This is a genomic window from Rhodopseudomonas sp., assembly GCF_036404135.1.
GTDB lineage: Bacteria > Pseudomonadota > Alphaproteobacteria > Rhizobiales > Xanthobacteraceae > Rhodopseudomonas_A.
Window position 1 is genome coordinate 1 of the sequence record NZ_DASWPE010000104.1, and the last position, 23646, is coordinate 23646.

The 23646-nt window shown below is 66.9% G+C and carries 25 protein-coding genes and 1 tRNA gene; 13 read left to right on the plus strand and 13 right to left on the minus strand.

Features of this window, described 5'->3' with window-relative positions:
* Window positions 1–227: 227 nt before the first annotated feature.
* From VGC77_RS12970 to VGC77_RS12985, 4 genes are all read right to left on the minus strand, one after another.
* Window positions 228–494: a hypothetical protein gene (locus tag VGC77_RS12970; protein WP_213774212.1), complete on the minus strand. Its 267-nt coding sequence runs from the start codon at window positions 492–494 to the stop codon at window positions 228–230.
* A gap of 196 nt (window positions 495–690) precedes the next feature.
* Window positions 691–1068 carry a TIGR02301 family protein gene (locus VGC77_RS12975; protein ID WP_331171982.1) on the minus strand — a complete coding sequence of 126 codons (378 nt, stop codon included), beginning with the start codon at window positions 1066–1068 and terminating at the stop codon, window positions 691–693.
* Window positions 1069–1127: 59 nt separating this feature from the next.
* A complete protein-coding gene (locus VGC77_RS12980; protein ID WP_331171983.1) occupies window positions 1128–1565 on the minus strand; it encodes an NUDIX hydrolase in 438 nt (145 codons plus the stop codon).
* 8 nt (window positions 1566–1573) lie between these two features.
* Complete coding sequence (locus VGC77_RS12985) at window positions 1574–2083, minus strand: hypothetical protein (RefSeq protein WP_331171984.1); 510 nt, start codon at window positions 2081–2083, stop codon at window positions 1574–1576.
* Window positions 2084–2146: 63 nt separating this feature from the next.
* Between VGC77_RS12985 and VGC77_RS12990 the strand changes: the two genes are divergently transcribed.
* Both VGC77_RS12990 and VGC77_RS12995 read left to right on the plus strand, forming a co-directional pair.
* Window positions 2147–2917 (plus strand): SOS response-associated peptidase, encoded by a 771-nt coding sequence (locus tag VGC77_RS12990; RefSeq protein WP_331171985.1) that lies wholly within the window; start codon window positions 2147–2149, stop codon window positions 2915–2917.
* Window positions 2918–3113: 196 nt separating this feature from the next.
* Window positions 3114–3515: a DUF930 domain-containing protein gene (locus VGC77_RS12995; protein ID WP_331171986.1), complete on the plus strand. Its 402-nt coding sequence runs from the start codon at window positions 3114–3116 to the stop codon at window positions 3513–3515.
* Between the two features lie 196 nt (window positions 3516–3711).
* Here the strand turns inward: VGC77_RS12995 and VGC77_RS13000 are convergent, their stop codons facing one another.
* Entirely contained in the window at window positions 3712–4158 is a 447-nt protein-coding gene (locus VGC77_RS13000) for a GNAT family acetyltransferase (protein WP_331172005.1), read from the minus strand.
* A gap of 26 nt (window positions 4159–4184) precedes the next feature.
* A complete protein-coding gene (locus VGC77_RS13005) occupies window positions 4185–5603 on the minus strand; it encodes an FAD-binding oxidoreductase (protein ID WP_331171987.1) in 1419 nt (472 codons plus the stop codon).
* A 262-nt stretch (window positions 5604–5865) separates the two neighbouring features.
* Here VGC77_RS13005 and ilvD point away from each other — a divergent pair, with 262 nt between their 5' ends.
* Window positions 5866–7704: a dihydroxy-acid dehydratase gene (gene ilvD, locus VGC77_RS13010; protein ID WP_331171988.1), complete on the plus strand. Its 1839-nt coding sequence runs from the start codon at window positions 5866–5868 to the stop codon at window positions 7702–7704.
* A 102-nt stretch (window positions 7705–7806) separates the two neighbouring features.
* On the opposite strand, the gene VGC77_RS13015 is transcribed toward ilvD, so the two are convergent.
* From VGC77_RS13015 to modD, 3 genes are all read right to left on the minus strand, one after another.
* Window positions 7807–8373, minus strand: a complete 567-nt coding sequence (locus tag VGC77_RS13015; protein ID WP_331171989.1) for a DUF2478 domain-containing protein — start codon at window positions 8371–8373, stop codon at window positions 7807–7809.
* A gap of 110 nt (window positions 8374–8483) precedes the next feature.
* Window positions 8484–8873, minus strand: coding sequence for a winged helix-turn-helix domain-containing protein (locus VGC77_RS13020; RefSeq protein ID WP_331171990.1), 390 nt, complete (start codon window positions 8871–8873; stop codon window positions 8484–8486).
* Window positions 8874–8915: 42 nt separating this feature from the next.
* Window positions 8916–9779, minus strand: coding sequence for a ModD protein (gene modD / locus VGC77_RS13025; RefSeq protein ID WP_331171991.1), 864 nt, complete (start codon window positions 9777–9779; stop codon window positions 8916–8918).
* A 324-nt stretch (window positions 9780–10103) separates the two neighbouring features.
* On the opposite strand from modD, the gene VGC77_RS13030 reads away from it, so the two are divergent.
* Genes VGC77_RS13030 through VGC77_RS13045 form a run of 4 tightly spaced genes read left to right on the plus strand, consistent with a single transcriptional unit; the run spans window position 10104 to window position 13302 of the window.
* Window positions 10104–10694, plus strand: a complete 591-nt coding sequence (locus tag VGC77_RS13030) for a DUF2478 domain-containing protein (protein WP_331171992.1) — start codon at window positions 10104–10106, stop codon at window positions 10692–10694.
* On the plus strand, window positions 10691–11563 hold the full coding sequence (locus tag VGC77_RS13035; protein WP_331171993.1) for a xanthine dehydrogenase: 873 nt from the start codon (window positions 10691–10693) through the stop codon (window positions 11561–11563). The genes VGC77_RS13030 and VGC77_RS13035 overlap by 4 nt, the downstream gene beginning before the upstream one ends.
* A 16-nt stretch (window positions 11564–11579) precedes the next feature.
* Window positions 11580–12017 carry an ArsC/Spx/MgsR family protein gene (locus VGC77_RS13040; RefSeq protein ID WP_331171994.1) on the plus strand — a complete coding sequence of 146 codons (438 nt, stop codon included), beginning with the start codon at window positions 11580–11582 and terminating at the stop codon, window positions 12015–12017.
* Window positions 12018–12069: 52 nt separating this feature from the next.
* Complete coding sequence (locus tag VGC77_RS13045; protein ID WP_331171995.1) at window positions 12070–13302, plus strand: glycosyltransferase family 87 protein; 1233 nt, start codon at window positions 12070–12072, stop codon at window positions 13300–13302.
* A 92-nt stretch (window positions 13303–13394) separates the two neighbouring features.
* Here the strand turns inward: VGC77_RS13045 and VGC77_RS13050 are convergent.
* Window positions 13395–13471: transfer RNA gene (locus VGC77_RS13050), tRNA-Pro, on the minus strand.
* 67 nt (window positions 13472–13538) lie between these two features.
* Here VGC77_RS13050 and VGC77_RS13055 point away from each other — a divergent pair.
* The gene (locus VGC77_RS13055; RefSeq protein WP_331171996.1) at window positions 13539–14522 is read left to right on the plus strand and encodes an L-threonylcarbamoyladenylate synthase; all 984 of its coding nucleotides are present in this window, start codon (window positions 13539–13541) and stop codon (window positions 14520–14522) included.
* A gap of 253 nt (window positions 14523–14775) precedes the next feature.
* Here VGC77_RS13055 and VGC77_RS13060 read toward each other — a convergent pair whose 3' ends face one another.
* Both VGC77_RS13060 and VGC77_RS13065 read right to left on the minus strand, forming a co-directional pair.
* Window positions 14776–15747: a S1C family serine protease gene (locus VGC77_RS13060; RefSeq protein WP_331171997.1), complete on the minus strand. Its 972-nt coding sequence runs from the start codon at window positions 15745–15747 to the stop codon at window positions 14776–14778.
* A gap of 37 nt (window positions 15748–15784) precedes the next feature.
* The gene (locus VGC77_RS13065; protein WP_331171998.1) at window positions 15785–15928 is read right to left on the minus strand and encodes a hypothetical protein; all 144 of its coding nucleotides are present in this window, start codon (window positions 15926–15928) and stop codon (window positions 15785–15787) included.
* A 388-nt stretch (window positions 15929–16316) separates the two neighbouring features.
* On the opposite strand from VGC77_RS13065, the gene VGC77_RS13070 reads away from it, so the two are divergent.
* The 5 genes from VGC77_RS13070 (at window position 16317) to VGC77_RS13090 (ending at window position 22866) form a co-directional block, all read left to right on the plus strand.
* Entirely contained in the window at window positions 16317–16793 is a 477-nt protein-coding gene (locus tag VGC77_RS13070; RefSeq protein WP_331171999.1) for a hypothetical protein, read from the plus strand.
* A 175-nt stretch (window positions 16794–16968) separates the two neighbouring features.
* On the plus strand, window positions 16969–19236 hold the full coding sequence (locus VGC77_RS13075) for a TonB-dependent receptor (RefSeq protein WP_331172000.1): 2268 nt from the start codon (window positions 16969–16971) through the stop codon (window positions 19234–19236).
* Between the two features lie 154 nt (window positions 19237–19390).
* Window positions 19391–20467, plus strand: coding sequence for a 3,4-dihydroxy-2-butanone-4-phosphate synthase (gene ribB / locus VGC77_RS13080; protein ID WP_331172001.1), 1077 nt, complete (start codon window positions 19391–19393; stop codon window positions 20465–20467).
* A 111-nt stretch (window positions 20468–20578) separates the two neighbouring features.
* A complete protein-coding gene (locus tag VGC77_RS13085) occupies window positions 20579–21793 on the plus strand; it encodes an acyl-CoA dehydrogenase (RefSeq protein WP_331172002.1) in 1215 nt (404 codons plus the stop codon).
* A 146-nt stretch (window positions 21794–21939) separates the two neighbouring features.
* On the plus strand, window positions 21940–22866 hold the full coding sequence (locus VGC77_RS13090; protein ID WP_331172003.1) for an MBL fold metallo-hydrolase: 927 nt from the start codon (window positions 21940–21942) through the stop codon (window positions 22864–22866).
* A 306-nt stretch (window positions 22867–23172) separates the two neighbouring features.
* On the opposite strand, the gene VGC77_RS13095 is transcribed toward VGC77_RS13090, so the two are convergent.
* Window positions 23173–23646 (minus strand): DUF1499 domain-containing protein (locus VGC77_RS13095; protein ID WP_331172004.1); only part of this gene is annotated, 474 nt, incomplete at its 5' end.

Below are 23646 nucleotides of genomic sequence, written 5' to 3' on the forward strand. Positions count from 1 at the left end.
CTTCACCACGCCTCGATCGGGGAGAAAGGCTGCTTTCATTCCTGAGATGGCTTTCTTGGGGTCGCCCCTGAACTTCCTGGGAAAACGCCGGTGGTGGATATCACATGCGAACTTCAGACAGGAAGTTAAGACGCCAAGGCAACAGGAACAAGGCCCGCGCGGCATCGAAAACGGGCGTCGGGACGCCGGCTCAAGCCGAGCGATGCCACTCCCGCGTCGCGCAGCTCTTACTGCCTTGAACGCGAGACCGAAAACTCGCCGTTGCGGACGCGTGCGGCAAGGCCCTCGACGAATTTCGCCACCGCGTCTTCGCCGTAAGTGCCGACCAGTTCGGCGAACGCCGCAAACAGGCTCGCCTGCGCCAGGCAATCGCCGTCAACGCCATCGTGCCGCGCTTCGGCCCACGCTTCGTTGAGATAACTGAGCGCAGCCTGTTTCTGTTCGTGATCGGGCAACGGCGCGCGGCCGCTCGTGAAGGACTCTGGATAGCTCATGGAACTCGACAGGCTGAATGGCGCGATCCCGGACGGCGCGCGGAGTAGGTGTGTAAAGGTGTAGCACGGGCCGCGGAGCCGCCTAGGGACTTCTTTAAGAAAGGTTAATGGCGGTGGATAATATGATTCTAACTCGCGGCGGACGTCTCGTGGCATCGGAAACACGGCCGCAGGGCCCGCCTTTCTGCAAGGACTGTCAATTGGCGTAGCGCGCCGTCAGGTCTCGCGAAATCTTCGCGCCTTCCTCGATATAGCGGCGGATGGCGATGGTCGCCGCCGGGGTGCAGGTCCGGTAAGTCTGCTGGAAGCCGTTATAGCCGCGGTTGAAGCCGGCGATCATCTTGTTGCGGCGCTCGCCCGACGGCGTCTCGGCGTCGACCAGCGCCTGCATCTCGTTGCGCCATTTGGTGCCCTCGTTGGCGCCGCAGATGCCGCGCAGGTAATGCAGCGCGCCGAGAATCTCCGCCAGCCGCTGCAGGTCGCCGTCGAACGGCGCTGCGGCGTCCTGCGCCCGGGCCGGGGCGAGGCCGCAACTGGCGACGATGATCAGGATGGCGAATAGACGGCTGAGCATGAACGGGTCCAAGCGTGGCCTGATATGCCTTCTCAGGCCGGGCGGCGCAAGGCGCCCCGTCAGCGGCGCAGCAGCGCCGAGGCCGCGGCAGCGATCGCCGGCAGGCCCTCGGTGTGGCGCAATCCGGCGACCGCGTCGGGCGCGATCCAGCGGAAATCGTCCAATTCTTCGTTCAGCCTGGGCTCGCCGCCGATCCAGCGCGCGGCAAAGCTCATGATCAGATAATGCCCGGCGTGCTGCGGCCCGGGCAGCACCTCGTGCCAGCCGGCCAGGGCCGCGATCTCGATTGACAGCGCGGTTTCCTCGGCGACCTCGCGATGCAGCGCGGCGGCGAGCGATTCGCTGTATTCGACCTTGCCGCCGGGCAGCGAAAACCAGCCTTTCGCCGGGGCGCGGGCCCGGCGCACCACCAGCAGCCGACCGTCGCGAAAGATCGCGGCGCTGACCGCGAGTTGCGGTCGATAGGGCGGGGCGTCGAGCTCTGCAGGCGCGGCCACGGCGCCGCTCAATGCGCCATGATGTAGTCGACGTCGGCCTCGGCGCCCTGGCCGTTGATGATGCCGCCGGCGCGGGCGACCAGCGGCTTGACCCAGCCGACCGCCTGTTCCGCCAGCGCGGCGCGGGTCTTGTCCTGCTTGGCCTCGCGCATCGCCGCGCCGACCGCGTTCAGGATCGAGGTCATGTTGCTCGTGATGTCGTCGAAATCGGCGCGTATCGAAGGATCGGCACTGTCGTAAGCATCGATCGCCAGATCACGGGCCTTGAAATTGGAGGCGTGGAAGTGCTCGGCATAGGACAAAGGGTGCCAGTCGAGGAAATCCTCGAAACATTCCGGCAGGTCCGGAATCATCTCCAGCAGCATGATCGCTTCGTTGAAATGGTTGAGATAATCCGTCGCCAGCCCGGTCTTCGGATTGATGTTGGCGGCGACCAGCTCGGCGGCGCGCGCGTCGGCCTCGGCGCCGGACGGCGCCTGGCGAGCGGATTGCGCCGATTGCAGGGTCATCGATGACATCGCGGCATTGTTGGTGCTTTTCGGTTAAGGGGTGCTGAAGATGAAAGTTTTTTGGTTCGGCGGATGTGCGGACGTTTTGTAATCACCTCGCCGCCGGCGGCGGTGCGGCTGGCCTTCGGCTATACCGACCAGCCGAATTTCCCGGCGCGCTACAATATTGCCCCGACCCAGCCGATTCCGGTGGTGATCCTGGACAATGGCGCGCGCCGGTTCCGGCTGATGCGCTGGGGGTTGATCCCGGCCTGGGTCAAGGATCCGCGCCATTTCAGCCTGTTGATCAATGCCCGCTCGGAAACCGTGCTGGACAAGCCGGCGTTCCGCAACGCCATGAAGCGGCGGCGCTGCCTGGTGCCGGCCGACGGCTATTACGAGTGGCAGCCCGGCGGAAAACCGAAGCAGCCGTATTTCATCCATCCGGCCGACGGCGTGCCGCTCGGCCTCGCCGCGGTGGCGGAAACCTGGGTCGGGCCGAATGGCGAGGAACTCGACACCGTGGCGATCGTCACCACCGCGTCGGCAAGATCGATGGCGGCGCTGCACGACCGGGTGCCGGTGACGATCGCGCCCGGCGATTACGCGCGCTGGCTGGATTGCGCCGATGTGTCGGCCGACGAGGCCGCGACGTTGCTGCATCCGCCGGCCGAAGGCGCGTTGCGCTGGCATCCGGTGTCGACCGCGGTCAACCGCGTCGCCAATGACGACGCGCAACTGATCCTGCCGATCGTGGCGGGTGAGGCGCCAGCCGAGCCGCCGCCGCGCCAGCCGGCCAAGGCCGCGCCGTCCCGCCCGGTCAAGCTGGTTCCCAACGATGAGGGGCAGGGCTCGTTGTTCTAGAGCTATTCCGGCGAGCCGGGATCCGCTTCGCTCGAAAACGCTACAGAGGCGAAGCGGCAGGACGGTTGGCAGGACACCGCCCGGCGCGCTAAGGCGGGCCGGCACGAAATCGCCCTTTTCTTGATTGAAGACCCCCGTGCTCTTTGCGTCACGACTGTCAGACCTTCCGTTTGCAGACTCCAACCCGGTCTTTTCAATGAAAGCTGCTTTTGGTCTTGCCCTCGCGGCGTTGCTCGCAACGGGGTTCAACGTCGGCGCGGTGCAGGCGCGACAGTCCCAGGATCAGCAGATGATGAAGCTGTCACCTGAAACCCGGCTGGAACAGCGCTGCAACGCCAAGGCGATGGGGACGGTGAACCGCGACCACAAGAACTTCAAGACCGACGAGTTCGTCGCCTATGCGTTTGCCGACACCGTGATTCAGGGCGAGTTGGTCAAGGCGCCCGGCGGCGCGATCCGCAACGGCAACGTCTGGTATCATCTCGCCTATACCTGCCAGACCAGCGACCAGGGTCTCGCCGTCAAGTCGTTTTCCTATCAGCTCGGGGAAGCCGTTCCGCGCAGCGATTGGGAGAAGCATTTTCTGGTGCCGAAATAGCCGCAGCGCGGCGCTTATCCAGCTCGCGCGCGCGGCCGCGTTGTCGTTAGTTCGTCATTGCGGGCCGAGATCGGCGCGTAGCGCCGAGCGAAGCAATCCAGGGCCTCGCCTGCAGTCCTGGATTGCTTCGTCGCAAGAGCTCCTCGCAATGACGAACTTGAACGCATGATCGCGTTGCGCGCAGTTTAAGGACAATTCACGGCGTCGGCGCGCGGCCATCCAACCATTTGGCGTAGATCACGCGCTGCTGCTCGCCGAAGCCGAGCTGCTGATAGAACGCCTGCACCGCAACATTGTCGGCGCGCACCAGCAGCATCAGTTTCTCGATGCCGCGCGCCCGCAGCCAGGCTTCCGCGGCGGCCATGATGGTGCGGCCAAAGCCGCTGCCGCGCTGCCTAGGATCGACCGCGACGTAATACACCCAGCCGCGATGGCCGTCATGGCCGACCAGCGCCGTCGCGACGATCGCTTTGCCGATACGCCCCGCCAGCACGTCGGCGTTAGCGCCACTGCGCGCCAGCGCGATGTCGGCGGCGGGATCGTTCCACGGCCGCGTCAACCCGCAGCGCTGCCATAGCGCGATCACCTCGGGAATATCGGCATCGATGATCGGCGCGATCGCAAGCGTGTCGCTGCTGTTCATCGTGGTGTTGCTGTCGCTGCTCATGATCAATTCGCCCTCAACACCTTGCCCGGATTCATGATGCCGAGCGGGTCGAGCGCCGTCTTCAGCGAGCGCATCACTTGCATCGCCACCGGATCCTTGACGCCGGGCAATTCGGCGGCTTTCAACAGCCCGATGCCGTGTTCGGCGGAGATCGAACCGCCCAGCTTCATCACGATGCCGAACACCACGTCGTTGACCTCGTGCCAGCGCGCCAGGAACGTTGCGGCGTCGGCGCCGACCGGCTGGCTGACATTGTAGTGGATGTTGCCGTCGCCGAGATGGCCGAACGGCACCGGCCGCGCCCCGGGAATCAGCTTCACCACCGCGTCGTTGGCTTCAGTGATGAACGCGGGCACCGCCGCGACCGGCACTGAGACGTCGTGCTTGATCGAGCCGCCTTCCGGCTTCTGCGCCGGCGAGATTTCTTCGCGCAATTTCCAGAACGCGGCGCGCTGGCTGAGATTTTCCGCCATCACCGCGTCGTCGATCAGCCCGTCCTCAAGGCCGCGGCCGAGGATCGCCTCCAGCGTGTCGCGGCAGTCGGCGCGCGACGACGACAGTTCGATCAGAACGTACCAGGCGTGCTTGCTCTGCAGCGGATCGCGGTTGCCGAGCGCCACGCTGAACCGCACCGCGATGTCGGCGATCAGTTCGAAGCTGGTGAGGCTGCTAGCCGCCTCGCTGCGGGCGATCTCGAACAGCTTCAGCGCGTCCTCGGGCGACTTCAGCCCGACGAAGCCGGTCTCCACCGCGCGCGGCTTCGGAAACAGCTTCAGCGTCGCCGCGGTGATGATGCCGAGCGTGCCCTCGGCGCCGATGAACAGGTCGCGCAGATCGTAGCCGGTGTTGTCCTTCTTCAGCTTTGACAGGCTGTTGAGGATGCGGCCGTCGGCCAGCACCACTTCGAGCCCGAGCGCCATGTCGCGGGCGAGCCCATAGGCCAGAGCGGCGGTGCCGCCGGCATTGGTCGACAGGTTGCCGCCGATGGTGCAGGAGCCCTGCGCACCGAGCGACAGCGGGAATAGCCGGTCGGCATCGGCGGCGCGGGACTGCGCGTTCTGCAGGATCATGCCGGCCTCCACCGTCATGGTGTTGGAGGCGAGGTCGATGTCGCGGAGCTTGTCCATCCGCCGCAGCGACACCACCACCTCGCCGTTCAGCGGGGTCTGGCCGCCGACCAGACCCGTATTGCCGCCCTGCGGCACCAGCGCGATCCGCCCGGCGCTGGCGAGCTGGCAGATCGCCGCCACTTCCGCGGTGGAGCCCGGCCGCAGCACCAGGGCGGAGCGGCCGTGGAACAGGTTGCGGTCCTCGGTGACATAGGGCGCAAGGTCGATCGGATCGGTGACGGCATATTTGGCGCCGACGATTGTCGTGAACCGGGCGATCATATCGGCGGACAGCGCTGGCTTGGCGGGCATCGGGGTCCTGGGTGTTGTCTGGCCGGGGGCGGTTGGTGCGGCGGTTTGGCGGCCGCCGGCCGGCCGCGGCGCCGATTGTAGGGCGGCGGGGGACCTGGCGGTCAAGTCCGCGCGGCGCAGATCCGGTTCCCGCGGCCGCGCTTTACCGAGGGGTAATCCCTCACCGGCGAATTTGCCGAACCGGGCCACAAAATCTATTGTGTAAATTGACCGGCCGCGGCCGTAAAAGACCGCCAACCTTTCAGCTACCGAGGACCTCGACATGCCCGCCTATCGCTCCAGGACCACAACCCATGGCCGCAACATGGCGGGCGCTCGCGGCTTGTGGCGCGCCACCGGCATGAAGAACGAGGATTTCGGCAAGCCGATCATCGCGGTGGTGAATTCCTTCACCCAGTTCGTGCCCGGCCATGTGCATCTGAAGGACCTCGGCCAACTGGTCGCCCGCGAGATCGAAAACGCCGGCGGCGTCGCCAAGGAATTCAACACCATCGCGATCGATGACGGCATCGCGATGGGCCATGACGGCATGCTGTATTCGCTGCCGTCGCGCGAACTGATCGCCGACAGCGTCGAATACATGGTCAACGGCCATTGCGCCGACGCCATGGTGTGCATCTCCAATTGCGACAAGATCACCCCCGGCATGCTGATGGCGTCGCTGCGGCTCAACATCCCGACCATCTTCGTCTCCGGCGGGCCGATGGAATCCGGCAAGGTCACGATCGGCGGCAAGAAGCGCGCGGTCGATCTGATCGACGCCATGGTGGCGGCGGCCGACGACCGGGTCAGCGACGCCGACGTCGAGGCGATCGAGCGCTCGGCCTGCCCGACCTGCGGCTCCTGCTCCGGGATGTTCACCGCCAATTCGATGAACTGCCTGACCGAAGCGCTCGGTCTGGCGCTGCCCGGCAACGGCTCGGTGCTCGCCACCCATGCCGACCGCAAGGCGCTGTTCGTCGAGGCCGGGCATCTGATCGTCGATCTGGCGCGGCGCTATTACGAACAGGACGACGCGACGGCGCTGCCGCGCTCGATCGCCAGCTTCAAGGCGTTCGAAAACGCCATGACGCTCGACATCGCGATGGGCGGCTCGACCAACACCGTGCTGCATCTGTTGGCTGCGGCGCACGAAGGCGAGATCCCGTTCACCATGCAGGACATCGACCGGCTGTCGCGCCGCGTCCCGGTGCTGTGCAAGGTGGCGCCGTCGGTGCCCGACGTGCATCTGGAAGACGTACATCGCGCCGGCGGCGTGATGGCGATCCTCGGCGAGCTCGACCGCGCCAAACTGATCAATGCCGAATTGCCGACCGTGCACTCCGCCTCGCTCACCGAAGCGCTGAACCGCTGGGATGTGGTTCGCACCCAGAGCGACAGCGTGCGCAAGTTCTACAAGGCGGCGCCCGGCGGGGTGCCGACGCAAGTCGCGTTCAGCCAGGAGCAGCGCTTTGAGGAGGTCGACACCGACCGCGCCAAGGGCTGCATCCGCGACGCCGAGCACGCCTTCTCCAAGGACGGCGGGCTGGCGGTGTTGTCCGGCAACCTCGCGGTCGACGGCTGCATCGTCAAGACCGCCGGCGTCGACGCCAGCATCCTCACCTTCCAGGGACCGGCGCGGGTGTTCGAGAGCCAGGACGCCGCGGTGGATGGCATTCTCGGTGGCAAGATCGTCCCCGGCGACATCGTGGTGATCCGCTATGAGGGGCCGCGCGGCGGCCCCGGCATGCAGGAAATGCTGTATCCGACCAGCTACCTGAAATCCAAGGGCCTGGGCAAAGCCTGCGCGCTGATCACCGACGGCCGGTTCTCCGGTGGCTCCTCTGGGCTATCGATCGGCCACGTCTCGCCGGAAGCCGCCGAGGGCGGGCTGATCGGCCTCGTGGAAGAAGGCGACCGCATCGAGATCGACATTCCGAAGCGCTCGATCCGGCTTGCGGTCGACGACGCCGTGCTGGCGCAGCGCCGCGCCGCGATGCTGGCGCGCAAGGACGCCTGGAAACCCGGCAAGCGCAGCCGCAAGGTGACCTCGGCGCTGAAGGCCTACGCCGCGATGACCACCAGCGCCGCCCGCGGCGCGGTGCGGGTGGTGAAGGATTGATCGCTCAAGCGATTGATTGAATCACGGCGAATACTCCGAGCACTGAATAACCTCTCTCCGCTCTTGCGGGAGAGGTGAGCTCAGTGCTCGTTGCGCTGCTACCTACTTCAGCGCTTCACACACCGAGATGTGCTCGCTGTGCAGCGCCCCGGTGCTGCGCGACGACACTGCATTCCACCACGCCTCGAGCGCCACGCGATTGCATTTCAGCCGCACGCTCATGCCGTCGGCGAATTTGATCCAGTCGTCGAAGCGATAGTCTGGCACCGCGATCAGCACCGGAATGTCGGCGCTGAGCGCGCGGTCGATCAGATAGCACAGCCCCTGGCCTTCGCATTCCAGCTTGCCGAAGCGATTGATGATGACGAGGTCGGCGCCTTGATCGATCGCGGCTTCGATCCGCGCGCCGGCCTCGAGCAACTGCCCGATGTCGAGCCGGCAGCCGCTGGCGAGCGCGCCGAGATCCTGCAGCAATTGCAATTGTTCGCCGGAATGTACCAGCGTCGCGGTCAAGTGCCGGCGGTCCAGTTCGTGGTGCCCGGTCTGCACCAGCCCGACCGGGCGATGGCCGCGCGCCAAAAGATCGGCGGCGAAGCTGCGCAGGATCGCGTCGGGGTCCTGGTCCTTGTCGTAGACCAGCGCGGCGAGGTCGCTTTGGGAATCGAACATGGCATACCCTTCGCTGCGCGCGGCAACCCGGCCACCGGCGTTATAGCTCATTATATATCACGACAGCCGGCCGCGACCAACAAGGCCGCGGGCCGCAACCCAGCCCGCCGTTAGGCGCCGGCCTTTTCGGGCTTCTTGCGGCCCTTGCTGATGTCGGCGCGCAGCGCCAGCAGCTGCGTGCGCGCGGCGGTGGCGGCGGCCTTTTCGATCGCGCGATAGCGCTCGACCAGGGATTGTCCGAACGGGGTGAGGATCGCGCCGCCGCCGTTCTTGCCGCCGGTCTGGCGATCCACCGCGGCGTGGCCGCAGATCCGGTTCAACTCGTCGACCAGGTCCCAGGCCCGTTTGTACGACATGTCCATGGCGCGGCCGGCGGCGGAGATCGAACCGCAGGCGGCGATGTTTTCCAGAAGCTGGATCTTGCCCGGGCCGATCCGGCCCTCGGGGTCGAGATCGATGCGGACGCTGAGCTGCGGCAGATGTTTGGGAGGCTTTGACATGGGACGACCGGGTTCAAGCGAGTGTCGGAAACAAGCATAGCCTCATCGCGGCAATGGCGCGATGCGCACCTGGACGTCGCGGGGCTTCGCAAGGTACGGCGACGACGTCACCAGCAGCTCGGCGCCGGCCTGCGCATAGGCCGCGGCGTTGCCGGGATTGACCCCGCCGGCCGCGGCGATCACCGGGCGGCGCGGCATTCCGGCCAGCCGCGCCAGCAGCGCCGCGATCTCGCTGGGCGCGAATTTCTCTGCCTGGATCACGTCGAAGCCGGCGTCGGCCGCCGCCACGCCGGCCTCAACCGAACCGACCTCGATCACCAGCTTCTTTTCCGGCGCGCCGCGCCGCAGCCTGGCTGCGGTCTCCGCCAGCGGCTCGGCGCCGAGAAAGCCGCGATGCTCGGCGAACACCAGCAGCGTTTCCGACAGCCCGAGGCGATGCATCACCGCGCCGCCGGCCTTCACCGCCGCGGCGGCAAAGCGCTTGGTGCCGGGGGTGTTCTTGCGGGTGCAGGCGACCACGATGTCGGGCCGCACCGCGCTTGCGGCATCGACGATGTCGCGCGCCGCGCTGGCCACGCCCGACCAGATCTCGATCAGGGTCTGCGCCACCTTCCAGCCCTTCAGCAACGCCGCGGCGGAGCCCTGCGCAGTCAGGATCGGCGCGCCGGGCGCGAGCCGTGTGCCGGAGGCGGCCAATAGCTCAACCCGGCCGCCCGCCAGTTCGATGATCGCGGCGGCGTCTTCGGCGAGCGCCAGCAGCATCGGGTCGCGGGCGAAAAACTGCATGCGGCCCAAGGCTGAGCCGATCCCGAGCGCCTCGGTGGTGAGGTCGCCATAGGGCACGTCATCGAACAGCAGGCGCTCGAGATCGGCGCGGCTGGCTGCGGTCGACAGGGGAAGGCTCAATGGCGTCGGCTCCTCGGGTTGCGGGCCAGCTTTACGGCCAAGCCGCCGCCGCTGGCAAATCCGGCTCGGCTCGGCGCGGGGCGCCGTTCCGTTATGTCCGTTTGGATACACCGATGTCGGACTTGCGACGCCCCGGGCGCCGGATTCTCGGATTCGGCGCGCAAACGCCGGTTTTCATCCGTTTTCCCAGCAATTCGTGGACCAGCCCGGCGCGGCACGAAGCTTGCTCTTGGTGGTTGAGCGGCTGCGGCCGTGGCTCATTGGTCTTATTGTTCTCGGCTTGGAACGGGATGACCTGTTCCAACCCCCACAGGACGCTTCGTCATGACGCTTGACCTTCCAGACCCCGATCCGAACCTCGTCGCCGCGATCGCCTACCGCGCCGAGGACGATATCGATACGCTGTTGGCGGATTTCGGCGAGGCCCTGGTGCGCGCCGGAACCAAGGTCGGCGGCATCGTCCAGCGCAACACCAAGGACGACACCGGCAAGATCCGCGGCATGCGGGTGATTGACCTGATGACCGGGCGCGGCATCGGCATTTCGCAGGCTCTGGGCTCGGGCTCCGGCGCCTGCAAGCTGGACAGCGCCGGGCTCGCCGAGGCCTCGCGCGCGGTGCAGAACGCGGTTGACGCCGACCTCAGCCTGATCATCGTCAACAAATTCTCCAAGCAGGAAGCCGCCGGGCGCGGCCTGCGCAGCGAGATCGCCGACGCGATCCAGACCGGCCGGCCGGTGCTGACCGCGGTGCCGGCGTCGTGCCTGGAAGCCTGGACCGAATTCACCGGCGACCGCGGCACCACGCTGTTCTGCTCGCGCGCCGTGGTCGAGGACTGGTGGCGCGAAGTTTCAACCCGGCAGGCGCTGGTTCGCAGCGCCGCCTCGTCCCAGCCTGACGCGCGGAGAGCGACGTGACCCATAGCCGATTGAATTCGCGGATCCGCGCCAGCCAATTGCCGATCGCGCTGTTGCTCGGCACCAACGAGATCGCCTCCGCGGTCGCGGTCAGCCTGACCGGGCTCGGCTACTCGGTGATCATGTGCCACGATCCGTTTCCGCCGGTGATGCGCCGGGCGATGGCGTTCCACGACGCGCTGTTCGACGACCGCGCGGTGGTCGACGGTATCGAAGGCAAGCACGCCGAGACCCCGAGCGAAATCGCCGCGGTGTTCTCCAAGCCGGGGCAGGTGGCCGTCACCTCGCTGCACCTCACCGACATCATCGCGCTGTATCCGATCAAGATCCTGGTCGACGGCCGGATGCAGAAGCATCGCATCACCCCGGACTTCCGCGGCATCGCCGATGTCACGATCGGGCTCGGCCCGCAATTCACCGTCGACGTCAATTGCGACATCGCGGTGGAAACCCGCCCGGCGAAGAACGGCACCGTGGTGCGGGTCGGCCGCACTGACGCCGCCGACGGCGTCGCCCGCTCGCTCGGCGGCGTCGGCGCCGAACGCTTCGTCTATTCCGACCGTCAGGGCCGCTGGCATACCCCGCTGGAAATCGGCACCCGGATCTTCAAGGGCGTGGTGCTCGGCCATCTCGACGGCCATCCGGTGCCGGCTTCGATCGACGGCGTGCTGCGCGGGCTGGTGCGGGATTCCACGCTGGTGCCGGCCGGCGTCAAATTGCTGGAGATCGATCCGCGCGGCGCCAACGCCAAGTGGACCGGCACCGACGAGCGCGGCCGCGACATCGCCAAGGCCACCGTGACGGCGATCCGGCTGCGGGCGCTGCGTCCGGCGATGAAGGATGTCGGCGCCGGCGTGTACTACCTCTAGGATCGGGCGAAAGCTCATGGCCAAGGTGACGTTTTACGAGAAGCCCGGCTGCGGCGGCAACGCCCGGCAGAAGGCGCTCTTGATCGCCTCGGGCCACGACATCGAGGTGCGCAACCTGCTGCAACAGCCTTGGAGCGCCGCGACGCTGCGGCCGTTCTTCGGCGACAAGCCGGTCGCCGACTGGTTCAACGCCTCCTCGCCGCGGGTCAAATCCGGCGAGGTCAAGCCTGCCGAAAGCTCGGCCGAGGCGGCGCTGGCGCTGATGGTCGCTGATCCGCTATTGATCCGCCGGCCCTTGATGCAAGTCGGCGAGCGCCGCGAGGCCGGATTCGATCAGGCTGCGGTCGACGCCTGGATCGGGCTACGGCCGACCGACGTGGCAGTGACCGACCGCTGCCTGAAGGAGGGCGACGCCGCGCATGCCGCGGCCTGCCGCGCCGCCGCCGAGCCGTAATCGCGTCCGGCGATTTCATGGTTTGGTAACAACTCTGGGTTTCATTCGCCGGATGCAAAGCCGCGGCCTTCCGACGCTCGCCATTCCTGCCGCGCGCAGCTTCGTCGCGGTCGCCGCGATCGCCTATCTGGTCGATCTGTTTCAGCAGACTCGCGCGCAGCTCACCAACGGCCTCGGCCGGCCGTTCGGCGACGATTTCATCAATTACTGGTCCGGCGCGTATCTGGCCTGGCATGGCCGCGCCTCCGAGATCTACGACATGGCGGCGTTTCACGCCTTCGAGCAGTCGGTGGTGGGGCCGGCGCTGAGCAATTATCACTACAGCTATCCGCCGGTGAACCTGCTGTTGACCGCGCCGCTGGCGTTCGTCCCCTATGTGCCGGCGCTGACGCTGTGGCTATTGCTCGGCTGGGCGGCGTTCTATGGCGCGCTGCGGCTGGCGATGCCGCACGGCGGCGCGCTTTTGCTGGCGCTGGCGGCGCCGGCGGTGTTCATCAACGCGCTCGGCGGGCAGAACGGGATGTGGACCGCGGCGCTGTTCGGCGGCGGTCTTGGCCTATTGGATCGCCGGCCGCTGTTCGCCGGCGCCCTGCTCGGGCTTTTAGTGTTCAAACCGCAGCTTGGCGTGCTGATCCCGTTCGCCTTGCTGGCCGGCGGGCATTGGCGCGCCTTCGCCGCTGCGGCGGTGGTCGCGCTCAGCCTGGTCGGGCTCAGCGTCGCCGGTTTCGGCTTTGCGCTGTGGGCCGACTATGCGCGCAATCTGGCGATGCTGCGGCACCTCATTCTGGAAGACGGCAGCGGCGTCTGGCACCGCTTCGTCACGGTGTTCGTGGCGGCGCGGCGGCTCGGCGCTTCGGTCGAAACCGCCTATGCGATGCAGCTCGCCGCCGCCGCGTTGGCCTGTGTCGTCGTGGTGTGGGTGTGGTTTCGCGAATCTGAAGCGGGCGTCAGGAACGCGGTGCTGCTGCTGTGCAGTTCGTTCGCCACGCCCTATCTGCAGGACTATGATCTGGTGTTCGGTGCGCTGGTGGTGGCCTGGCTGTGGCACGCGCCGAGCGTCGCCGCGAAGTCGAACCGCCCGCTGCTGATCGCCTGCGGGCTGGTGCTGCTGCTGCCGCTTCTGACCGCGCCGCTCGCCATCGTCACCGGGTTGTGCGTCGGGCCGCTGCTCTTGCTGCCGGCGTTGCTGGTCGCGGTGCAGGGCGCCTGGCACGCCGGTTCCGTCGCCGCGCCGGTGCCGCAAGGCGGCCTCGTTGCCGAAGCGGATCGGCCGGCGGCCGGCTGAGCCGATGCCGCGCCGACGATCGCATGGTCCGGAAAACGCTGGCTTGCCTTGAATCGATTCGGGAAAAAGGCAAAAAGCCTAGCGGGAAGTCGTGGTCGGAGTGGCAGGATTCGAACCTGCGACCCCTGCGTCCCGAACGCAGTGCTCTACCGGGCTGAGCCACACTCCGACAGTGGCCGGCTTATAGCCAAGGGTTTCGCACTCCGCAAGGAGGCGAATGCAGGATTGGAATTTAGATGAAACTGGGCCTTGCGACGAGAATCGTCGCCGCCGGCGAAGACGGGGCGGCGAAAGCCGTGAAATGCCTGCAGGACGGCGGTCTGGTGGCGTTTCCGACCGAGACGGTCTATGGGCTGGGCTGCGATGCGGCCAATGCCGCGGCGGTCGCGCGGCTGTATCAGGCCAAGGGCCGGCCGTCGTTCAATCCGTTGATCGCCCATGTCGCGGATCTCGCGGCGGCCGAACGCATCGGCCGATTCGACGGCGACGCCAGGCGGCTTGCCGCGGCGTTCTGGCCGGGGCCGCTGACCGTGGTGGTGCCGAAAGCCGACAATTGTCCGGTCGCCGATCTCGCCACCGCCGGGCTCGACAGCGTGGCGATTCGCGTCCCCGCCCATCCGGTGGCGCAGACCATTCTGCGCGGCTTCGGCGGCGCGGTGGTGGCGCCGTCGGCGAATCGCTCCGGCCATGTCTCGCCGACCGCGGCGGCGCATGTGCATGTCGACCTCGACGGCCGCGTCGAGCTGATCGTCGATGGCGGGCCGGTGTCGGTCGGCGTCGAATCCAGCATCGTCGGCTGCCTCGGGGCGCCGCTGCTGCTGCGGCCGGGCGGTCTGCCGCGCGAAGCGATCGAGGCCGTGCTCGGCCGCGCGCTGGCGCATCCGGTGGCGTCCGATCCAACGCGGCCGCTGGCGCCGGGCATGCTGGCCTCGCATTACGCGCCGCGGACGAAAGTGCGGCTCGAGGCGAGCCGCGTTGAACCCGGCGAGGCGTTGCTGGCGTTCGGCGAGGCCGCATTGCCCGGCGTCGACGCCTCAACCGTGGTCATGAACCTGTCGCAGCAAGGCGATCTCACTGAGGCCGCCGCCAATCTGTTCGGATTTTTGCGCGCGCTCGACGTCAAGGGCGCCACCGGCATCGCGGTAATGCCGGTGCCGCGGCACGGGCTCGGCGAAGCGATCAACGACCGGCTGCGCCGCGCCGCGATGCCGCGGGGGTGACGCGCTGCGCATCGCACGCCCGATGATGGTGGGCGTGTGTGTGTGGCGCAATGCGCTTCACCACATTCAGCCGTCATTCCGGGGCGCGAGGCCGATAGGCAGAGCGAACCCGGAATCTTGCTGCATGCCACGGCGCTGCTCCGGCCGACCACGTGGCAAGATTCCGGGTTCGCTCGAGCTAAACGCTCTCCCGCCCCGGAATGACGGCTTTGCTTGCATTTGGCGCATCCGACGAGGTCGGATGGCCCCTTGGCTAATGCATCCGCGGTTTCTTCAAAAACTTGGCGCGGTCGGACGACACCAGTTCGACGTCGAACGTGTCGCCACCGCGGTACAGCGTCAGCGGCACGTCGACGCCTGAACTGCCGAGCGACCAGTATTTGCGGTAGAATTGCTCGGAGCTCAAGACCTTCTCGCCCTTCACCGCGAGGATGACGTCGCCGGTCTTCAGTTCGGCGCGCGCCGCCGGGCCCTTCGGCGCGATCCCGACCACCACGATCTTGTCCTCGATCTCGGCGGAATACAGCCCGAGCCAGGGCCTGGGTGCGGCGTTGACCCGGCCGAATTTGCGCAGGTCCTCGAGGATCGGCTTCAACAGGTCGATCGGCACGATCATGTTGAGATGCTCGTCACGGCCGGAATGCTCGCGCTCGATCTGCAGCGAGCCGATCCCGATCAATTCGCCGGCCTCCGAGATCAACGCCGCGCCGCCCCAGTTCGGATGCGCCGGCGTGGTGAAGATCGCCTCGTCCAAAAGATATTCCCAATAGCCGGCGAAGGTCTGCTTGGCGGCGATCTGGGCGGCGACCGAGCGCTCGCGGCCGCCGACGCCGCCGACCACCACGCGGTCGCCGACCGAGGCCGCCGACGAACTGCCGAGCGGCATCGGATCGACATCGAGTTCGCCCAACGCCTGCACCAGGCCGAAGCCGGTATCCTGGTCGAAGCCGAGCGCGTGGCCCTCGACGATGCGGCCGTCGCCGAGATGCAGCCACACCGTCTCGGCCTCGGTGATCAGATAGCCGATGGTCAAGACCAGCCCGTGGTCGATCACCACGCCGTTGCCGGCGCGCTCGACGCCGAGCGTGTCGGCGGTGAAGGCGTCGCCGGGGATGATCGAATGCAGGCCGACCACTGAGGTCAGCACGTGTTCGAGGTCGAAGCTGTAGTCCTCGACCCGCGGCTGGGCCGAGGCGGGGACTTTCCAGGCGGTCAATGAAGGCATCGCGACTCTCCCACTTCGACTCACAGATAGTCGTCGTTCAGCGCGTTACCAGCAGGTAGCCGCCGACGACCAACAGGGTGGAGAGCAGCGCGATCGCGCCCAGCACCCCGATCACGATCGCCAACAGATCGTGGGCCTCCAACCATCGTCGCAACGCATTGACCATTGGTCCGTCCGCCATTGAAAACTGGTTCATTCGGCACAGGATAACAAACGCTTGATTTGCCGTCGCGCCCAACATTGCGGCGGTGCGGGGCCTTCCGGGCCAGGGCGCCGGGTCGCCGGCACCGCGGCGGAGTAGCTGGTTCTCCATTTGTGGAAGCGCTTCGCAACCACGAGGCGTCATTCCGGGGCACGAGGTCGAAACGCCGAGCGAACCTGGAATGACAGCCTCGGCGTGGTTCGACTGCCTGATGAGCCAGGACGTAGCGACCTGCTCGGCGTCCCACTCTTAAAAGCATTCTATTCTATTATCCGGCGCCCCCCTTGAAACCGCTCGAGGGATGTCGGATTGCTGCCGCAATGATCGACCGTTAGGGTTTCGGGTGCCAGCGAGGCAGGGGGGCAGATTGACGACGGCTCGACGGCAGCGCCAGCGCGGTGGTGACGGCACGCGACGGACGAACGTCCGGCCCGCGGGCCGCGGCCTGCCGCGCGCGCTCGCCGTCGAAACCGCCGCTGCGTTGCGCCACGCCAGCCGCCTCGCGCTGATCTGGTTCACCGCCTTCGCGCTGATTTTTCAGACCACGCTGGCGCTCGCGGCACCCGTTGCCGCCGCGCAGCCGGACGCGCTGGCGCTGTCGGCGCTGTGCGAAAGCGGCCTTGCCCACGCCCCCGCCGGCCCCGGCGATCACGGCGTCGCGCCGCATATCAAATGCATCGCCTGCGTGATCGGGCACAGTCTGGCGCCGCCGGCGCCGTTGCCGGCGCTCGGCCCGCTGCCGAGCCTGGTCGATGCCTCGCCGGCCTGGCGGCTGTCGGCGGCGGTGCCGCGCGCGGCTCCCGCCGCCTCGCACTCCGCCCGCGGGCCGCCCGCGGCAGCGTAACGCCAGACCCGCGTCGATGCGCGTGCCGCCCTGCGGCCTGCCACGGCGTCGGTTGGCCGTCGATCGCCGCCGCGCGAAGCCGACCCGCCGTTGTTCGTCGGGCGATTTCGCAAAACCACCGTCCCCGCGGGCCTGACGCGCTGCTGCGCGCCTGCACATCCCTTGAATCCTCATCATGCCCACCTGTTCATCCGCCGGCCTGCGCCGCGCGTTGTTTGTCACCCCTGCCGTGCTGTTGTCCGGCGCTCTGCTGGCCGGTACGCGCCAGCCCGCGGCGGCGCAGGAGGCCGTCGCCATGCCGACCATCGTGGTCGAAGGCACCAAGCCGAAACCCAACCGGCGGGCGCAGCGCGCCGCCGTGCCGCACCGCACCGCGGTGGCACCCGCGCCGGCCTCGGAAGGCCCGGTGCTGCCGGCCGACACCACGACGATTTCCGCCGCCGCGGCGACGGCGCGCAGCCTCTCCACCAGCGACTCCGCGGCCTTGATCGCCGATATACCGGGCGGCGCGGCGTGGGGCGCCGGCGGCGTCTCCAGCCTGCCGGCGATCAACGGCGTCGGCGCCGACCGCGTTCAGGTCGCGATCAACTCGATGCTGATCAGCCCGGCCTGCCCGAACGAGATGAATCCGCCGTTGTCCTTCGTCAATCCGACCATGATCGCCAACATGCGCGCCTATCTGGGCGTCGCCCCGGTCAGCGTTGGCGGCGACTACATCGGCGCCAAGATCGACGTCAGCACCGCGCCGCCGTTGTTCGCCAAGGGCCCGGGCTGGCTGACCACCGGCTCGGTGTCGGGCTTCTTCCGCAGCAACGGCAACGGCTACGGCGTCGACGCCACCGCGACGGTGGCCAATAATGACACCAGCGTCACCTATACCGGCGGCTGGGCGAAGGCCTCCGACTACAAGGCCGGCGACGGCACAAGGATCAAATCGACGCTGTACGAGATCCAGAACCACGCGCTCAGCATCTCGAAGCGGAGCTTCGGAAACCTGGTCACGGTGCAGGTCGGCGGCCAGTTCATCCCGTATCAGGGCTACGTCAACCAATACATGGACATGGTGTACAACCAGAGCGCCTTCATCAACGCCCGCTACGAGGGCGTGTTCGATTGGGGGCAGTTCGAAGCCACCGGCTTCTACCACCACGTCCAGCACACCATGGGCTTCATCGCCCCGGACAAGACCGGATCGATGCCGATGGACACCAAGGCCAGCGATGCGGGCTACACGCTGAAGGCGAGCTTCGCGGTGTCGGGTCATGACCTAATCCGGGTCGGCAACGAATTCTATCACAACAAGCTCGACGACTGGTGGGACCCGGTGGCCGGCTCGTCGATGATGGGACCGAACACTTTCACCGGCATCAATGGCGGTGAGCGCAGCCGGTTCGGCAGCTTTGTCGAGTGGGAGCGGCATTGGGACCGCGAATGGACCACGCTGCTCGGCCTGCGCAACGACATGGTGTGGAGCGACACCGGCGACGTTGCGGGCTACAACGCCATGATGTACGGCGCCGACGCCGCGGCCTTCAACGCCCGCAACCACGCCCGCACCGACGCCAATTTCGATGGCTCGGCGCTCGTGCGCTATGAGCCGGGCGCAACCAGCCAGTTCGAACTCGGCTTTGCCCGCAAGACCCGCTCGCCCAATCTGTACGAGCGCTACGCCTGGTCGAACTCGGCGATGGCGATGAGCATGATCGGCTGGTTCGGCGACGGCAACGGTTATCTCGGCAATCTCGATCTCAAGCCGGAAAAGGCCCACACCGCGAGCTTCACCGCGGCCTTCCACGATCCGGCGCAGCAGCGCTGGGAGGTCCGGGTGACGCCGTATTACAGCTACGTCGAGGATTATATCGACGTCGATCGCTGCGCGCTGCGCGCCGGCTCCTCGACCTGCACCGCGGCCAATCTGACCGCGACCAACGACTTCGTCGATCTGCAATTCGCCAATCACGACGCCTACCTCTACGGCGTCAATCTCGACGGCAGGCTGCAGGTCTGGGAAAACCCGGTCTACGGCCGCGGCGTACTGCGCGGCCAGCTCGGCTATGTGCGCGGCCAGCGCAGCGACGGCGTCAATCTTTATCATGTGATGCCGATCAACGGAAAGCTGGCGCTGGATCATACGCTCGGCAATTGGAGCAACAGCGTCGAGCTGCAACTGGTCGGCGCCAAGGACGACGTCAGCCAGGTTCACAACGAATTGACCACTCAGGCCTATGCGCTGGTCAATCTGCGCACCGGCTATCAGTGGGACGCGCTGCGGCTCGATCTCGGCGTCGACAATCTGTTCAACACCAACTACTACCTGCCGCTCGGCGGCGCCGATCTGGTGGATTATAAAGTGGTGTCGATGATGGGATCGTCGGCGGCCTATGGCTATAACGTGGCGGGGCCGGGACGTTCGCTGAATGCACGGCTGACCGTCAGATTCTGAGCGCCTGCGGGGGTCTGCCGCCGCGGCGCCGCCGCCGAAAATCCGGCCGGCGCGGCGGCGTTGCGCGGCGTCGTCCGCAGGGCGGAACGACGCTCGCATTGAGGCTGGCGCCGTTCGGCGAGTCCGGCTATTGCTCCGCCACGAGGAGCAAAACATGGCCCATCCGATTCAGGAAGTTCTGCAAGCCTTTTCCAGCGGCGAAATCGTCGTCGTCACCGATGACGACGACCGCGAAGGCGAGGGCGACCTGATCGTCGCGGCGTCGTTCTGCACCGCCGAGAAGATGGCCTTCATCATCCGCCACACCTCCGGCATCGTCTGCGCGCCGATCACGGTCGAGGACGCGAGACGGCTGCGGCTCGATCCGATGGTGTCGAACAATGATTCCAACCACACCACGGCGTTTACGGTGTCGATCGACTACAAGCCGGACAACGGCACCGGCATCTCCGCTGACGAGCGTGCCTCGTGCTGCCGGGCGCTGGCCAATCCGAACGCCGGCGCCAATGATTTCTCCCGCCCCGGCCACATTTTTCCGCTGATCGCGCGCGAGGGCGGCGTGCTGCTGCGCTCCGGCCATACCGAGGCCGCGGTCGATCTGTGCAAGCTCGCCGGGCTGCCGGCGGTCGGCGTCATCTCGGAGTTGATGAACGACGACGGCACCGTGATGAAGGGCGAGCAGGTCGCGACATTCGCCGCCTTGCACAAGATCAAGCACGTCACCATCGCCGACCTGATCGCGCATCGGCAGGCCCGCGAGAAGCTGATCGAGCGGGTTTCCAGCTTCACCATGGAGACCCCGATCGGGCCGATGCAGGGCTACGCCTATCGCTCGCCGTTCGAGTCGATCGCCCACATCGCGCTGGTCTATAAGGGCGTCGGCGACGGCAAGAACGTGCTGACCCGGTTCCACAAGCCGAACATCCTGAAAGAGATGTTTTCCGGGCCGCGGCGGATGCAGGAGGTGCTGGAGCGTTTCAAGCAGAACGGCTCCGGCGTGCTGGTCTATCTGCGCGACGGCGCTGCCGGCGTGCCGGTCGAGCCGATCGACGAGCCGCAGTCCGCCGAGGCCGACCGCCACAAGCAGTGGCGCGAGATCGGCGTCGGCGCGCAGATCCTGCGCGATCTCGGCGTCTCCTCGATCCGCCACCTGACGTCATCGCAGCATGACTACAAGGGCCTGTCGGGGTTCGGCATCGAGATCGTTTCCAACGAGCGGCTGGGCGGCTAATGTTCCGCATGCGAATGTCGGCATTCTGAACCGCGGCGCGGGGTCTCGGGCAACTAACCTGCCGCGGCCGCATTTGATATCCAGGCCGTGGCCTTGTGAAAGGGATTTCGGATGAGCGTGCGCACGCAGAGCAAGGACAAGCCGGCTCCGGTGAATTTCCAGTGGGACGATCCGTTCCTGATGGAAGACCAGCTCACCGAAGACGAGCGCATGATCCGCGACACCGCGCGCGCCTATGCGCAGGACAAGCTGTTGCCGCGGGTCGCCTCGGCCTATCTCGAAGAGCGCACCGATCGCGAGATATTCCACGAGATGGGAGAACTCGGGCTGATCGGCATCACGCTGCCGGAGGACTATGGCTGCGCCAATGCCAGCTACGTCGCTTACGGGCTAGTGGCGCGCGAGATCGAGCGGGTGGATTCCGGCTATCGCTCGATGAACTCCGTGCAGTCCTCGCTGGTGATGCATCCGATCTACGCCTATGGCGACGAGAACCAGCGCAAGAAATATCTGCCGAAGCTCGCCTCCGGCGAGTGGGTCGGCTGCTTCGGCCTCACCGAGCCCGACGCTGGCTCCGATCCCGGCGGCATGAAGACCCGCGCCGAGAAGGTGTCCGACGGCTATCGGCTCTCCGGCACCAAGATGTGGATCTCCAACGCGCCGATCGCCGACGTTTTCGTGGTGTGGGCGAAGTCGGCCGAGCACAACAACCAGATCCGCGGCTTCATCCTCGAGAAGGGCATGAAGGGGCTGTCGGCGCCGAAGATCGGCGGCAAGCTGTCGTTGCGCGCCTCGATCACCGGCGAGATCGTGATGGACGGCGTGGTGGTGGGCGAGGAGGCGCTGTTGCCGAATGTGGCTGGCCTCAAAGGCCCGTTCGGCTGCCTCAATCGCGCCCGCTACGGCATCTCCTGGGGGGTGATGGGCGCCGCCGAGGACTGCATGGCGCGCGCCCGGCAATACACGCTCGACCGCAAGCAGTTCAACCGGCCCTTGGCCGCCACGCAATTGGTGCAGAAGAAGCTCGCCGACATGCAGACCGAGATCGCGCTCGGGCTGCAAGGAAGCTTGCGCGTCGGCCGGCTGATGGACGAGGGCAAGATGGCCCCGGAGATGATCTCGATCGTCAAGCGCAACAATTGCGGCAAGGCGCTCGACATCGCCCGCATGGCGCGCGACATGCACGGCGGCAACGGTATCCAGATCGAATACCATGTGATGCGCCACGCCCAGAACCTGGAGACGGTGAACACCTATGAGGGCACCCACGACGTCCACGCGCTGATCCTCGGCCGCGCCATCACCGGAATCCAGGCGTTTTCGTAAAGCGGCGCTTTCCGTCATCCTGAGGTGCCCGAGCGTCGCGAGGGCCTCGAAGGATGACGCCGGCAATCCCGTCCTCCTTCGAGGCTCGCGCGACGACGGCTCGCACCTCAGGATGACGGGATCTCCCTCGCAACCGAGACCCCGCCATGACCGACAATGACGACGTCCCGTTTAACCGCGACTTTGCGCTCAAGCCCGGCGTGGTCGAGGAGGTGCGGCCGGGGCTGCGGCGGATCCTGTGCAACAATCCCTCGCCGTTCACCTTCACCGGCACGGTGAGCTACATCGTCGGCCGCGGCAAGGTGGCGATCATCGACCCCGGCCCGGACAACGAGGCCCATGCCAACGCGCTGCTTGACGCGGTGAAGGGCGAAACCGTTAGCCACATCATCGTCACCCACAGCCACAAGGACCATTCGCCGAACACGCCACGGCTGAAGATGGCGACCGGCGCGCCGGTCTATGCCGAGGGCGCGCACCGCGCCGCGCGGCCGTATTACGACGCCGAGATGGTGGCCACCGAATCCGGCGCCGACCGCAATTTCAGCCCGGACGTCGAGCTGCGCGATGGCGACGTGGTCGAAGGCGCCGGCTGGGCGCTCGAGGCGGTGGCGACGCCGGGGCACACCGCCAACCATCTGGCGTTCGCCTGGCCCGAGCGCGACGTCTGCTTTGTCGGCGATCACGTGATGGGCTGGTCGACCTCGATCGTGGCGCCGCCGGACGGCTCGATGCCGGACTACATGGCGTCGCTGCAAAAGCTCGCGGCCCGCCCCGAGCAGACGTATTTCTCCGGCCATGGCGAGGCGATTCCACAGGGCCCGCGCTACGTCCGCTTCCTGATCAGGCACCGCCAGGCCCGCGAGGAGTCGATCCTGCATCGGCTGCACAAGGGCGAGGCCGACATCCCGACGCTGGTGCGCGCGATCTATATCGGCATCGATCCGCGGCTCGCCGGCGCCGCCGGCTATTCGGTGCTGGCGCATCTGGAAGACCTGGTCGGCCGCGGCATCGTTGCGACCGACGGCGATCCGTTGATCGGCAACAGCTATCGGTTGGCGAGGGGCGAATAGCGAACACGGGCTGCGAATGGCGAATAGCGACTAGCGAGTAGGGGCTGCGAGTGGCGAGTAGCGGCCACGGCTTCAGATAAGACGTTGCAGCGGACCTCGGCTTGCGTTCCACTCGCCACTCGCCACTCGCCCCCAACAACCGTCATTCCGGGTTCGCTCGGCCTATCGGCCTCGCGCCCCGGAATGACGCCGCGTGATTGTTCGATGATGGTGTCGTCGTTGCGTCGGATTATCCGACGCCTTGCCGGCCACAAAACTTGCAGCGGTTTGCGGCTGACGTTCTATTCGCTATTCGCCACTCGCCCGCTACTTCTTCCCCTTCACCGCGGCCTTGGCCGGCGCCGCCGGCTTCTTGGCCAATGCGGCGTTGTCGGCGGCGGTGTTGATGTCGTCGATCAGCTTGCTGATGCGCGCGGCGTTGCTGCCGAGGTCGCTTTCGAAATAGCGCGAGGAGGAGCGGATATCGACGCGGGAGCCGTCGCCGTCCGGCAGCACGCGGATCGCGACGTCCTCGCGAAATCCCATCACCGGGGTGCGCGCCACCGCCTCGATGCGGCCTTCGCGGCGCGGCAGTTGCGGCGCGCGGGCATCGACCACCCGCCATTTCCGCTTGGTGACCAGCGCCAGCACCACGTCATAGGCCTGCTGCGCGGGAACATCGAGCTGCACGGTCTCGATGTCGGGATAGGCCAGGCGCTGCTGTTCGGCGGAATACAGCCCGGCATAAACCGCGGTGTTGGCGCCGTCGCTGGTGCGCAGCCGCGCCAGCGCCTCGAATTT